13 protein-coding genes and 1 other RNA gene are annotated in these 12,864 nt (G+C 50.1%); 7 read left to right on the plus strand and 7 right to left on the minus strand.

The genetic code is table 11. The features are described 5' to 3' along the window. Positions 1-49 precede the first annotated feature (49 nt). Genes P8J86_09510 through P8J86_09525 form a run of 4 tightly spaced genes read right to left on the minus strand, consistent with a single transcriptional unit; the run spans position 50 to position 2,141 of the window. Complete coding sequence (locus P8J86_09510) at positions 50-910, minus strand: ABC transporter permease (protein ID MDG2054932.1); 861 nt, start codon at positions 908-910, stop codon at positions 50-52. A 23-nt stretch (positions 911-933) separates the two neighbouring features. Then, positions 934-1,284, minus strand: a complete 351-nt coding sequence (locus tag P8J86_09515) for an STAS domain-containing protein (GenBank protein MDG2054933.1) — start codon at positions 1,282-1,284, stop codon at positions 934-936. After that, a complete protein-coding gene (locus P8J86_09520; GenBank protein MDG2054934.1) occupies positions 1,277-1,786 on the minus strand; it encodes an ATP-binding protein in 510 nt (169 codons plus the stop codon). Before P8J86_09520 ends, P8J86_09515 begins: the two co-directional genes overlap by 8 nt. Before the next feature lie 37 nt (positions 1,787-1,823). Beyond that, on the minus strand, positions 1,824-2,141 hold the full coding sequence (locus P8J86_09525; GenBank protein ID MDG2054935.1) for a hypothetical protein: 318 nt from the start codon (positions 2,139-2,141) through the stop codon (positions 1,824-1,826). 176 nt (positions 2,142-2,317) lie between these two features. Between P8J86_09525 and guaA the strand changes: the two genes are divergently transcribed. Further along, positions 2,318-3,934, plus strand: coding sequence for a glutamine-hydrolyzing GMP synthase (gene guaA / locus P8J86_09530; GenBank protein MDG2054936.1), 1,617 nt, complete (start codon positions 2,318-2,320; stop codon positions 3,932-3,934). Between the two features lie 66 nt (positions 3,935-4,000). After that, positions 4,001-4,969: a class I SAM-dependent methyltransferase gene (locus P8J86_09535; GenBank protein ID MDG2054937.1), complete on the plus strand. Its 969-nt coding sequence runs from the start codon at positions 4,001-4,003 to the stop codon at positions 4,967-4,969. Between the two features lie 231 nt (positions 4,970-5,200). Here P8J86_09535 and P8J86_09540 read toward each other — a convergent pair whose 3' ends face one another. Then, positions 5,201-6,454, minus strand: a complete 1,254-nt coding sequence (locus P8J86_09540) for a hypothetical protein (protein ID MDG2054938.1) — start codon at positions 6,452-6,454, stop codon at positions 5,201-5,203. Positions 6,455-6,671: 217 nt separating this feature from the next. Between P8J86_09540 and ffs the strand changes: the two genes are divergently transcribed. The 5 genes from ffs to rpoN all read left to right on the plus strand — a co-directional run bounded on the left by ffs (position 6,672) and on the right by rpoN (position 11,356). Continuing rightward, an RNA gene (ffs, locus tag P8J86_09545) (signal recognition particle sRNA small type) lies at positions 6,672-6,768 on the plus strand. Between the two features lie 45 nt (positions 6,769-6,813). Continuing rightward, complete coding sequence (dnaX, locus tag P8J86_09550) at positions 6,814-8,628, plus strand: DNA polymerase III subunit gamma/tau (protein ID MDG2054939.1); 1,815 nt, start codon at positions 6,814-6,816, stop codon at positions 8,626-8,628. Continuing rightward, on the plus strand, positions 8,625-9,032 hold the full coding sequence (locus P8J86_09555; GenBank protein ID MDG2054940.1) for a YbaB/EbfC family nucleoid-associated protein: 408 nt from the start codon (positions 8,625-8,627) through the stop codon (positions 9,030-9,032). The genes dnaX and P8J86_09555 overlap by 4 nt, the downstream gene beginning before the upstream one ends. A gap of 16 nt (positions 9,033-9,048) precedes the next feature. Continuing rightward, positions 9,049-9,711, plus strand: coding sequence for a recombination mediator RecR (recR, locus tag P8J86_09560; protein MDG2054941.1), 663 nt, complete (start codon positions 9,049-9,051; stop codon positions 9,709-9,711). A 115-nt stretch (positions 9,712-9,826) separates the two neighbouring features. Beyond that, positions 9,827-11,356, plus strand: a complete 1,530-nt coding sequence (gene rpoN / locus P8J86_09565) for an RNA polymerase factor sigma-54 (GenBank protein ID MDG2054942.1) — start codon at positions 9,827-9,829, stop codon at positions 11,354-11,356. 28 nt (positions 11,357-11,384) lie between these two features. Here rpoN and frr read toward each other — a convergent pair whose 3' ends face one another. Further along, positions 11,385-11,951 carry a ribosome recycling factor gene (gene frr, locus P8J86_09570; protein MDG2054943.1) on the minus strand — a complete coding sequence of 189 codons (567 nt, stop codon included), beginning with the start codon at positions 11,949-11,951 and terminating at the stop codon, positions 11,385-11,387. Positions 11,952-12,060: 109 nt separating this feature from the next. Next, positions 12,061-12,816, minus strand: a complete 756-nt coding sequence (gene pyrH / locus P8J86_09575; protein MDG2054944.1) for a UMP kinase — start codon at positions 12,814-12,816, stop codon at positions 12,061-12,063. Positions 12,817-12,864: the final 48 nt, after the last annotated feature.

Genomic DNA, 12,864 nt, shown 5'->3' on the forward strand with positions numbered 1-12,864 from the left:
TCAGGCAATAGTGAGCTTGGAAGCTCTTCATAGACGACGGCTTGTCAGTCTATGCCCAACTGAAGCAGTAAAAGAGGAACGTGAAGAAAAGATCTGCAATCACAACCGCAACAATCGTCTCAACAACAGTGTTGGTTGTGGCACGACCAACGCCTGCGGCACCTCCCGATACCGAGAGGCCGTTGTAACAAGCGATGCACCCCAGAATGATGCCAAAGACACCTGCTTTGACAAGTCCTGTGACAAAGTCTGCTACATCGAGCTGCATCAGCGTGTTGGCCTTATAGACTTCATATGGTACGTCCATAAATTCAATAGCCATGAAGCCAGCGGCGACCACTGCTATGACGTCCCCGAACACCGTGAGCAGAATAAGGCTCAGGGTTGTTGCCAGCACGCGTGGTACAACAAGAAAGCGAATTGGATTAAGCGCATGAGCTTCCAGTGCTTCGATTTCTTCGCCGACAACCATCGTGCCCAGTTCTGCGGCAATCGATGCACCTGCAAAGCCAGTGAGTACGATGGCAGAGATCAGTGGCCCTAGTTCCTTGAATACGGCAATGCCGACAATATTTGCGATTTTGTCGACCTGCCCAAATTCAGCAAGGGGTCCTTCCATCTGCAAAGCGAGTATGAGGCCAATGCAGGCACAAACTAATAAGACGATGGGGAGCGATCGCACGCCAACTCGAATGATTTGTGTTACGAGGGCAGCTCGGCCAAATCGAACACGACGGTTGGTGGCTGATCGATAAACCCAAATAGCGACGGCTGACATGACGGTGGCAACGCCCCCGATCAATTCCAAGATGCCTCGTATCAGATGCCAGATTGATACCCACATGGCGCCCCATCGCTCAATGATGCGATAGGGAACCGAGTGTCTTGTCGTAGTCGCATTCTCTGTCATCAAAACCGTCTCGGGTGGCGAGCTTACTTAGTGTTCAATGCCTCTTCGATGCAATTGACGATGGTGAATACCATATCAAGTCTGGCGATCTCAAAGATTGAACGGACGCGTTCTTGTAAGTTGCACAGCACAAGCTTTGAATCATTGCGCCTTGCCACTTGCATGCCTTCCACAAGTGTCGCAACACCTGATGAATCCATGTAGGGCACGTTAGTGAGATCGATGACAAGCCGCTCAGGCATTTGGGCTTGAACTTCTCCAAGCCGCGTGCGTAGCGAGGCAGCACAGGATAGATCGATATCACCAGTTGGCATCACAATCGTGGTTGTGCCATTGACTTCGATATTCAGATTGAGTTCCACCCCATCATTCATGTTGGTGCTGGCTTTCTTTTTGATTTTCCATTGATGGTGAGACTTTCTGGGCTTGATTGCCCATTCCTTGCTTACACATGGTCAAGCTCATGCCACCCTCTGAACGCATAGCGTAAGACACATCGTCCATGACTTCATTGATAATGTACACGCCGAGGCCGCCTGGACGTACCTCAGCGAGATCTCGAGAGCGGATCGTAATTGGATCGACCTGTTTGGCCAGATCTTCGATCAGGAAGACTGCTGAGGGCGGCGTCTGGTTTTGAGTCTCTGTGAACATGGCTGAAAGCCAGATAGGGCCATCCATTCGTCGCTCATAGCCATGATTAATGACATTGCAGAGGGCCTCATCAATGGCCAGTCCAATCTGATTGCACTCCAGCTCAGAGAACCCAAAACGCCCAGCAGCATGCGAAATCATGGCACGTACCCCAGCCAGCAAGCGTGGATCGCTCATCAACTGAACGGATAACTGAGCATCTTGTTTTGGGTTTGCTTTCATATTGACCTATGAACCTGCTGTTCATTTTTTGCGAGGGTTACTTCTGTATACCTGAGGCCAGATCTGTGGGCGGTGGGGCTAAGGTCTGGCCCCAACTAATCCAACGCAACATGGCTGGCCTCCTGATGGGACGAGGTTCATCATACTGATAACCCATTCTATCGCCGGTTATCTCGCTCAGCACATTGATGGCTGCAAATCGAACGGCTGGGTCACCAGCGTCGAGCTGCTGTATCAGCAAAAGCCGGGTCTTGGTGTCCTCAGTGCCGCGGGCGGCCAGGATTCCGCGAATACGAGCGCCGCTATCGGTGCCAGTGAGCGTGGCCGGAATAGTGGGTGCAGCGCAACTGGCCATCAATAGGCTCAAAAGGGCAATGAGTGGTAAGTGGCTTCTCCCGTTCATCTGCTCAGGATACGCCGTATCGCCCCCAGAAAGCAATCGACCTAGCTGCAAGCAGGCATGGGAGGTACACTTGCCCCCTTACTCCCTGGTCGCCTCTCAAGAGGCATTTCTCCTTCGTGACGGATTGCATGACGATTGATCTAGCTCATGTCCACGCTGCTGCGGCCCAGGCTGACGTAGTGCCTATTCTGGATTTTGGAAGTCAGTACGCGCAGTTAATCGCTAGACGGGTGCGCGAAGCTGGGGCTTTCAGCATTCTGCTTGCGCCGGACACACCGGTTGATGTTTTGGCCCAGCTTAATCCCAAGGGCATTATCTTGTCTGGTGGGCCATCAAGTGTGTCGGCGGCGAATGCCCCAGTCTGTGATGACCATCTCTTTGAGCTGGGCGTTCCAATCTTGGGCATCTGCTATGGGATGCAGCTTGCATGCGAAATTTTGGGTGGGCGAGTCGATGCCGCTGAGGCTCGTGAGTATGGTCGGGCGCGACTTGAGGTGATGCAGTCAGGCGGACTTCTAAAAGGGCTCCCAGAGAAGACGACTGTTTGGATGAGCCACGGCGATCAAGTGCAGCAGTTGGATAAGCACTTTGACACGCTTGCCCGCACGGATACTTGTGCGTATGCAGCTGTTCGCCATAAAGAGCTTCCTCTTTATGGTCTTCAGTTTCATCCTGAGGTGACACATACACCACACGGAATTCAGATCTTCCGTAATTTTCTATACGAGATTTGCGGATGCCGCGGGTCTTGGAAGATGAGTAATTTCTTGGAGACCGCTTGTGATCAGGTTCGTGAGCAGGTTGGTAATGGCCACGTCATCTGCGGGCTCAGCGGGGGTGTTGATTCGTCGGTCGTCGCTGCATTGCTGGCTCGAGCACTCGATGATCAGCTGACTTGTATCTTTGTCGATAATGGTTTGCTTAGAAAAAATGAACGAGAACTGGTTGAATCGACATTTAGGGATCACTTTAATATTGATCTTAAAGTGGTCGATGCGACAGCTCGTTTTTTAAAGGACCTCGAAGGTGTCACAGATCCGCAAGAGAAGCGGCGTCTGATTGGGCATCGTTTTATTGATGTATTCAAGGAAGAGTCTGAGAAGATTCAGGGCCTATCTGGTCAAGACCGTGAAGGATCTTCCCCGTGCAAGACTCAGTTTCTTGCGCAGGGTACTTTGTACCCGGATGTCATTGAATCTGGGCATGGTCATGCTGGTACAGCGGCCAATATTAAGTTGCATCATAATGTTGGTGGATTGCCTGAGGACCTTGGGTTTGAGTTGGTGGAACCACTTCGTGATCTCTTTAAAGATGAAGTGCGAAAATTGGGTGAGGTGCTCGGGCTTCCCGGTAGGATCATCTGGCGTCACCCGTTTCCAGGCCCAGGCCTTGCGGTGCGTATTATTGGTGAAGTGACACCCGAACGTCTTGATCTGCTTCGAGAATGTGATGAGATTGTTCTGGAAGAAATTATTGCGAACGAACTTTATCGTGTGACTGACCAGGTCTTTGCGGTTCTGCTGCCAGTCCAGTCAGTTGGGGTGATGGGAGATGGCCGGTCCTATGAGTCTGTGGTGGCGGTGCGTGCAGTGGAGACTCAGGACTTCATGACCGCGGACTGGGCGCGAATCCCTTATGACATCCTGGCGACCATCTCAAATCGGATCATCAATGAAGTGCCAGGTGTAAATCGTGTCGTCTATGACATTTCAAGTAAGCCACCAGCTACGATAGAGTGGGAGTAGTTTTGCTGGTGTAGGCCATAGATCGCCTTGATTTCGAACAGTTTTGGCTGAAGGTAGTAAGAAGAAATGAAAAACTTCACTACGAAAGTTTTGTCCTGTGCAGACATTTTATTTCTTCCATTTATTCTCTTGGCGGCATTGCTACTCAAGGCTTACAGGCGTTTGGGGTCGAAGCACTTAAGAGCAAGTACCAAAATGCTAAAAAGATTGGGCGTGTTCCCGATCATAGACCAGTACTACGAGCCAATGTTCAATGATGCCAATCTAACCAAGTCTTTGGCAGACAAGAGAGTTCTTCCAGGTCTCGATTTCAGAGAAAATGAACAGCTCAAATTGTTAGAAGAGCTCACTTTCCAAAATGAATTTGATGAGTTTTTAGAGGGCGAGAAAACAAAGCCTGCGGAAATGGCGTTTTGTTTAGGTAATGGAGCTTTCGAGTCTGGAGATGCCGAGTTCTTGTTCAATTTTATTCGGCACAGCAAGCCAAGGAAGGTTGTAGAAATTGGATGCGGTTCAAGTACAAAGCTCATTTCTCATGCTTCACAGTTAAACGAAATAGACACAGGTCAAATGTGTAACCACATTTGCATTGAGCCATACGAACAGTCATGGCTTGAGGGCTATCCTAAAATTAGTTTAATGCGAAGCAAAGTAGAGGACGTTGATTGCGAGGTATTTGAAAGTCTTGAAGAAGGCGATTTCTTATTTATAGACTCGTCTCACATCATTCGTCCTCAGGGCGATGTGTTGCATGAGTACTTGCGAATTATTCCCACGTTATCAAAGGGTGTGACTGTTCATGTGCATGATATATTTACGCCACGAGATTATTTAGATGTTTGGTTGCGTGAGAACGTCATATTTTGGAATGAACAATATCTTTTAGAGGCCATGCTTAGTAAGAACTCTTCTTACGAAGTTGTAGCCGCTCTTAATCTGCTGAAACATGAGTATTTTTCAGATCTTAAGAAGGTGTGTCAGTATCTGACAAGCGAGAGAGAGCCTGGTTCTTTTTACTTTAGAGTGTCCAGATAAGCGGTCATGAGTATTGTCAATGAGCGGCACCATGTACAAGTTAGAATGGCGTGGACTATTGACTTTCAGCAAGAACGCAAGCGTAGATAAATGTGCAGAGTAGCGAAGGTGTTACACACGACTCACGCATGAACTATGAGTGGTATAGAAATAGAGTAGAGAAGGCCATCGATGCGTTACTGCTGGGCCGTACTAAAAGGCCAGCCTGAGACAACGAAGTCATGGCAAAGATTAACGGCGTGGGTTTCTATGAGAATTTCCGCGTGGTCTGGGGTGTGTTGGTGGCGTCTTCTTTTTTGGAATATCGGCTTCGGCTGCCGGGGTCTCACTTTGACCAGGCTGTCCATATTCGGCAAAGACCATCTGGCCCACAGAAGTCTGCAACGTGTTGCTGACATCGACCATAATGGACTGGCCAACGCTACCTCCAGCGCCGTCGATGACAACCATCGTTCCATCGGGAAGATACCCAATTCCCTGAGATGGTTCTTCGCCAACGCGCACGACAGTGAGTTGCAATTTTTCGCCCGGCGTTGCCTGCGGTCGTAGGGAATGCGAGAGAGCGTTCAGATTAAGGATCGGAATGTTCTTGATCCGGGCGAGTTTTTCGAGGTTGTAATCTGTCGTAACGATTCGGAATTGAGATTGGGCAGCAAGTTCAATGAGTTTGTTGTCGACGCCAATCGTTGGGAAGTCGGTACTGTCAATGGAGAACTGAGTGTGTGGTAGTTGTTGAAGGCGGCTGGCTGTGGCGAGGCCTTTTCGTCCCTTGGCTCTCTTGCTTGAATCACTTGAATCAGCAAGAGTTTGCAGTTCCATCAGTACAAACTCCGGCGCCACAAGAGGCACTTCAATCATGCCGGTTGAAACAAGCGGTTCGATTCTAGAATCTATGAACGCTGATGAATCTAGTAAGAGTGGCCGACTTCCGCGTGACTGTTTTGTGAATTCGATATAAGGCACAACTAAACGAAAGCTATCTTTTGTGGTCAGCACGATGGAAATACACAAGTAGATGATGCTAATGCCAATAGCGATCTTGATGATCTGAAAGGTCAGCGAAGTGGATTCATCCTCGGCAGTCCAAGAGATCGCTATCAGATCAAGAAGTGCTCCTACCGCAACAGTTGCTAAGAGCCCCGTAATGAGTCCGACTAAAATACTGAAAATGGAAGCAAGTTTTTTGTCAGGGGTAAGAATGTCAAATGCAACAATGACTGCTCCGAAAATCATGACGGAGATAACACCGTTCCATTGCTCTCCACTAATGATTTGTTGGTGGCTGGTGCTGTCCCCAAGGAAAATGACCACGGTCACAGCGAGCAACAGGCCGAGGTAGATGGCTCTCAATGTAAATAAGACGAGATGGCTAGAGCGCTCCCTGGCTCCCTGTGCGTTGAGTGATGGTGCATCGACTTTCAACGCGGATATTTCAGCATCTTGTTGCTGGTAGGCGTCGCCTTGGGTGTGGGACTTTTCATTCATGGCTCGTTTAGTGTAACGCTGTTATGCCAGTGTCTCACTTGATTTGGTCTTGAGTCAGGGGGAACGGGGGGGATACGGGAAAATTGGGATTGGTAGGGCGATCTCACGGGTTGCCTACGGACAACGGCTGGGGACATCTGGAGCAAAATGGAAGGCAGCATTGGTGTCTGCCTGCTGAGTGAGCTAGTATGCTCGTTCTAAGGTGTCTCAGGATGACGGCCGGGCCCATTGGACGGTCTGCTCGTGAATCTGGTCAGGGCTTGATCGCAGCAGCCATAAGCGGTGTAGTCCGGGCCGCTGGTGTCCTGGCCGTCTTCCCAGGACATCTCTTGTAAGTTCATGATGAAGGTGCCTCGCTCGTGTCCTATACCGTACTTGCTCGCCGATACCGGTCGCGCAGCTTTGATGAGTTGATTGGACAGCAGCATGTCGCTCGCACGTTGCGGCATGCCATCGATAACGATCGAACTGCGCATGCCTATTTATTCTGTGGTACCCGTGGTGTCGGTAAGACTTCCATGGCACGGCTGCTTGCAATTGCCCTCAATGTCACAGATGACTTACAGGCTGCCGACGATATCAAAAACGCGATTCTGCAGGGTAATGATCTTGATGTCATTGAAATCGATGGTGCCTCAAACCGTGGCATCAACGAAGCGCGTGACTTAATTGCTTCAGCTGGCTTAGCTCCAGCACGATGCCAATATAAAATCTACATTATCGATGAGGTCCACATGCTGACCCGCGAGGCCTTTAATGCCTTGCTTAAGACGATGGAAGAGCCTCCATCACATGTGAAGTTTATTCTCTGCACAACTGAGCCACATCGAGTGCCCGCAACCATTCAAAGCCGATGTCAGCGATTCGATTTTCGCCCTGTTTCGGCGGATGATATTGCCGCACATCTTGCCAAAGTGGTGGCGGCAGAGGGATTGAAGGCTGATGCAGAGGCCTTGATAGAAGTAGCCCGGATGGGTGATGGTTCCGTACGCGATGCGTTGAGCTTGCTTGATCGTCTGTTGGCGGGTGCAGGTGAATTGACGCTTAGTGTCGTAACCGAATCCGTGGGGCTTGCTGATCGTACGTTGATCAGCTCTCTCGTTGATGCCATTATTGCCAATGATGCTGCTGACTCATTAAAAAGAGGTCAAGACTTGCTGGCGACAGGTATTTCAATCGATCAGGCTGTCGCTGGGCTCATCGAGCACTTGCATGCCATGCTCATCCTCTGCACCTGTGGTGCTGATGTTGAGACGCTGGAAATGACGGAACAGCGAAGGCAGGCACTCGTTGCTCAAGCAGCCCATTTTGATAGTGAGGGGTTGGTTTACCAGATGGCAGTCTGTGATGCACTTGCACGCAGTGTTCGTGGGTCAAGTGTGGCTCGGGCACAATTCGATGCGGCGATTGTCCGTATGGCTCATGCCCATCGATTCGCAGATGTGCAGCTGGCAAGTAGCCAGGAGCGATCTCCTGAGCCGACTTTCAAAAAAAAAATAGAGACTAGTACGCCCGTCATTACTCAGAAAAAGCCAGCAGCTATGGCCAGCTCGGCTGATGGCACGTCGCCAGAAAAGGTGGCCGCGGTTGTTGAGAAGGCGCCTGATGTCGCAATGCCCGAGCGCGTGGCTTCAGGGAATATTCGAGTCAAAGTCAAGACTGCATCAAACGTACCGAGTCCCGCGCCCACCGCATCAAGTCAGGATGTCACAAGCCAGTCCCATGAGCGAGGTAGAGAAATCTGGGCGCAGGTCATCAACGCTGCACGAGAATCAAGCGCCGAACAAGCTCGTACCAGCCAACTGGCCTATCAGACATTTGATGGCCGAACACTACAGCTCAGGCTGCAGGATGGTAGCGAGGCTCAAGCAAAGTTCTTATTGTCGCAAGTTGCGGTTATTGAAGAGCAGGTGGGGCGCGTTGCAGGAGAGTCACTTCGCGTTGAACTTGCATTGATTGATGAAGTGGCATCGTCTCATTCAGAGGGTGCCAGGGCCATAGAGTCTTCTTCAGAGAAAGACTCTAAACTGGAAGCTACAGTCGTTGTGGAGCAACGGCAGCCTAAGAAAGAGGCGCCTTCTCGAGCGTCCCTTGAGGACTCTGGGCCTGTGCGATTAGCACGAGAGATCTTCGATGGAATGATTGTTCGGGTTGAGTCAGAGGAAAAAAGATGATGTTTGACAATCTGAAAAATATGGCTTCCATGGCCGGTATGCTCAAAGATATGCCGCGAATAAAAGCGCAGATCGAGGAAGTCAAGGAGGAACTCGGTCGCATGCACGTCACTGGTGAGAGTGGAGGCGGTGCAGTTCGTGTTATTGCCAACGGTCACCTAAAAATTGAGTCTGTGGAAGTCGATCAAGCTTTGCTTTCTGGCCTTGTTGACTCAACTGATCCAGATGATTTGGCAATGGCTCAAGATCTCATTGCCGGTGCCACAAATAATGCGCTTGAAAAAGCACGTGTGATGGCTGCGCAGAAATTCGCTGACGCCGCCGGTGAGATGGGCTTGCCAATATCAAATGAGATGATTCGTGGTTTTGGTGATCTCGGTGGTGCGATCGATCCATCAATGTAAACAGGAGTAGTAGCTGGTGAAGTCAGGCCAAGGCTCAGGGTATCCACAGGCAATCGATCGGCTTTTAGAGTCGTTTTCTAGCCTTCCAGGTATTGGCCGACGCAGTGCCGAGCGAATTTGCTTTCATTTACTGAAGCAGCCTGCTGATCATGTCATCGGGCTATCACGAGCGATTTCGGATCTGGTGGAAAAAGTCACCTGCTGTCAGGTTTGCTTCAACTTGGCTGACGCGAGCCCTTGTCCAATATGTAGTAATGATGAACGTGACGCCTCACAAGTGTTGGTCGTTGAGCAGGTCCGAGATCTACTGAGTTTTGAACAAACAGGAATCTATCGGGGTGTGTATCACGTTTTAACTGGTCGGATTGATCCGTTGGGGGGCGTGGAGCCCGCTGACCTAACCATTGCGCAATTGCGTTCAAGATTGCTTGATGCGAGCTGTAACGCCAGAGGAGTTCAGGTAGCAGAGGTCATTTTGGGGCTGAATCCAAATCTAGAAGGTGATGCAACAGCTCTCTATTTGGCAGAGTTACTAAAAGAACTGCCTGTTCGAGTCACCAGGCTCGCTCGCGGCGTACCGGCTGGTTCGCAATTGGAGTTCGCATCTACCGCAGTGCTGGCAGATGCGATTGAGGGAAGGCGTGCCATGCAGCAGGATGGGCAAGGGGGCGGCCGTTAGACAGCAGTAAGAACGGTTACGCATTACACTGTGACGTGACCAAGTCTGCAGCGGTGCAATATGCTCCGACTGCTCGCGTTGGTGATGGATGAGATAATCGGGAGAAGGCCTGTCTATGCGCTTCGATGCCAGTCAACATATGCGTCTCAACCAGCAGATGAAGCTGGCGCCCCGCATGATTCAGTCAATGGAAATACTCCAGATGCCTTTTGCAGAATTGCAGGAGCGCATTGAACAAGAATTGGAATCGAATGTGGCGCTTGAGGAGGCCGGTTCGAACCTGGAGCAATCGGGGGCTGAAGAAGCAGCTGGGGAGGTTGCCAATGACCAGCCACTTGATGACCAGGAGTTGGTGGTTGGCGATAATACCTCCGATGGTGCTGAGGATTTTGAGCGACTGAGCACGCTTGAATCATCGATGCCCGATAGTTTTGAAAACCAATACTCATCAGCTCATCGTGCATCTTCCGGTGAGGATCGTGATCGTAAGATGGATGCAATGGCCAATGTTCAGGCTCGCTCTGAGAGTTTGCAAGAGCAGTTGCTGCATCAGTGGACATTTGCTGAGGTGAGCCCAGCCGTACAGATTCTTGGTAAACGACTTATTGGATATCTGGAAAACGATGGTCTCTTTCACACGTCCGAGTCTGAGATATTAGAAGAACTTACATCGATACCTGATCTTGATATCAGTCCGGAGCTTGTGACGGAGGCGATTGAGGCTCTGCAACACTGGCTGGATCCACCTGGCTTGGCGGCCCGCTCCGTTAAAGAGTGCTTGTTGATTCAAGTTGATTCACAGGATCGTCAAGATCCACAGCACGGCTTGGCATGGCAGGACGTTCGTCTTCTAATTACCTCTCACTTCGAAGATCTTCTGGAGAACCGGCTGCCTCGCATTAGTGAAAGTAGCGAAATCTCAATGGATCGGATTCATGCAGCAATGGAACTGATGCATCGCCTGAAGTTGAGCCCTGGTCGCGAGCTTGTCAGTGAACAAGTTCAACCTATTATTCCTGACATTATGGTTGAGTATGACGAGCAAAAAGATGTCTACACAGCACGAATGAGTGATGGCACCTTGCCTCATGTGAGAGTGTCTTCTGACTATGAAAACATGGCAAAAGACAAGAAGGTTGAAAAGGAAACGCGTCGTTTTGTTGGAGACAGCGTTCGTCGTGCGTCCTGGCTTATTGATGCTATCAATCAGCGCAAGCACACGATGCTCCGGGTTGTTGGTGTTGTTCTTGCCAGGCAGCGAGACTTCTTTGATCAAGGTAAGCAACATCTCAAACCGCTGCCAATGATCGAAGTAGCAGATCAACTCAACATTCACGTGGGAACAGTCAGTCGAGCTGTGGCTGAGAAGTGGATTGCAACGCCACGCGGGGTTCTGCCATTGCGAATGTTTTTCTCAGGCGGCACGGAAACCAAGAGTGGTGAGCAAATGAGTTGGGGTGCGGTTAAGGAGACGCTCAAAGATATTGTTGATCAAGAAGATAAGCAATCTCCACTGAGTGACGAGTCAATCGTGAAAGAGCTGAAGTCGAGAGGGATTGATATCGCTCGGCGGACAGTTGTGAAGTATCGTCAGCAACTAGATATACCGCCGGCACGGAGGCGCAAGGTATTTTCTGATAAGTGATCGCATCTTTATTCGGCGGTATTGTTGCCTAGACTTGTTCGACTTCGTTTGCCTTTGCTTGGCTGAGCGCATCTATATCGCTTGACCATTTCTTTGTTAGATCTTCAATCTTGCTCTTGGCTCTCTTGCCATCATCTTCTGAGATTGAATTTTCTTTGTCTTTAACAAGTTGATCGATCTGTTTATTGGTATCGCGGCGGTCGTTGCGCATTGCAACCTTAGAGTCTTCTGCAAGCTTGCGCACTTGGGCTACCAGTTGTTGGCGGCGTTCCGAAGAGGGCGCAGGAATACTAACGCGGATACTGTCGCCATCGGCGCGAGGATTGAGCCCCAGATCAGCCGTTTCGATGGTACGCATGATTTCGGTTTTGGCAGATGGGTCGAATGGTTTGACAAGCAGCTGTGTTGAATCAGCCACACTAATAGCTGCAAGCTCACGAAGATCGGTCGGGCTACCGTAATAATCAACTTTGAGATATTCGATGAGAGCAGTTGTGGCTCGTCCTGTGCGAATGCCTCGAAGTTCTCGTGATAGATACTCAAAACTCTTGCTCATTTTTGAATCACAAGCCGAGATAATCGGGTCAATAGACATTTCGATGGGGCTCCTGCGGTTAGCTGATTAAATTTGGCTCATCGATTTAAGAAACTGGCATGATTCAAGCAAAAATATCACCCTAAATCACTGCGTGATGACGTATTACTCAATAGGAGGATGCTGTTTGTGTTTTCTTTTTTCCGACATGTACCAAGGTGCCATAATCAGTATCCCCAAGGATCACGCGATGAATAGCTCCCTCAGCTCTGAAGTTAAAGATGACGACAGGGAGGTTATTTTCCATGCACATTGTCAGTGCTGTCAAATCCATGACCCCGAGCTGTTGCTCAATGGCTTCATGGAAGGTGATCTCGTCGTAACGAATTGCTTTTGGGTTGGTGACAGGATCAGCGTCATAAACGCCGTCGACCTTGGTGGCTTTCAGCAGTACATCGGCACCAATTTCAGCGCCTCGCAAGGCCGCGCATGTGTCGGTGGTGAAGAAGGGATTGCCGGTGCCAGCAGCCAGAACCAGAATGCGTCCCTTTTCGAGATGCCGCATGGCTCTGGCCTTGATGAATGGTTCGGCAACTGCCGGGATCTCAAGAGCACTCATAAGACGTACATCGCAGTCAAGCCCATTGAGCGCTTCGCGAAGTGCAAGCCCATTGACCACGGTGCCAATCATGCCCATATAGTCGGCGGTAGACTGGTCGAACCCAGTTTCCGATACCAGGTGCGATCCACGGACAATATTGCCGCCGCCCACCACGACGGCCACCTGGCACCCAGTGGAGGCAGCCAATTTCACTTGATTGGCGATGAAAGAAAGTTCAGACGGATCAATCCCTCGAGATCCAGGAGGGCAGAAAGTTTCGCCACTAATCTTCAAAATGACCCGTCTAAATGGGATATTGCTCATTGCGGCTCCGATCTTCCTTCCCAGTGGGAGTATCTAGGTCCTGATAAA

Source organism: Phycisphaerales bacterium (assembly GCA_029268515.1).
GTDB lineage: Bacteria > Planctomycetota > Phycisphaerae > Phycisphaerales > SM1A02 > JAQWNP01.

What these genes read in the sequence shown, in the direction of transcription:
- P8J86_09510 (MDG2054932.1), bottom strand. Translation starts at nt 910, where the DNA reads ATGACAGAGAATGCGACTACGACAAGACACTCGGTTCCCTATCGCATC.
- P8J86_09515 (MDG2054933.1), bottom strand. Translation starts at nt 1,284, where the DNA reads ATGAATGATGGGGTGGAACTCAATCTGAATATCGAAGTCAATGGCACA.
- P8J86_09520 (MDG2054934.1), bottom strand. Translation starts at nt 1,786, where the DNA reads ATGAAAGCAAACCCAAAACAAGATGCTCAGTTATCCGTTCAGTTGATG.
- P8J86_09525 (MDG2054935.1), bottom strand. Translation starts at nt 2,141, where the DNA reads ATGGCCAGTTGCGCTGCACCCACTATTCCGGCCACGCTCACTGGCACC.
- guaA (MDG2054936.1), top strand. Translation starts at nt 2,318, where the DNA reads ATGACGATTGATCTAGCTCATGTCCACGCTGCTGCGGCCCAGGCTGAC.
- P8J86_09535 (MDG2054937.1), top strand. Translation starts at nt 4,001, where the DNA reads ATGAAAAACTTCACTACGAAAGTTTTGTCCTGTGCAGACATTTTATTT.
- P8J86_09540 (MDG2054938.1), bottom strand. Translation starts at nt 6,454, where the DNA reads ATGAATGAAAAGTCCCACACCCAAGGCGACGCCTACCAGCAACAAGAT.
- P8J86_09555 (MDG2054940.1), top strand. Translation starts at nt 8,625, where the DNA reads ATGATGTTTGACAATCTGAAAAATATGGCTTCCATGGCCGGTATGCTC.
- rpoN (MDG2054942.1), top strand. Translation starts at nt 9,827, where the DNA reads ATGCGCTTCGATGCCAGTCAACATATGCGTCTCAACCAGCAGATGAAG.
- frr (MDG2054943.1), bottom strand. Translation starts at nt 11,951, where the DNA reads ATGTCTATTGACCCGATTATCTCGGCTTGTGATTCAAAAATGAGCAAG.
- pyrH (MDG2054944.1), bottom strand. Translation starts at nt 12,816, where the DNA reads ATGAGCAATATCCCATTTAGACGGGTCATTTTGAAGATTAGTGGCGAA.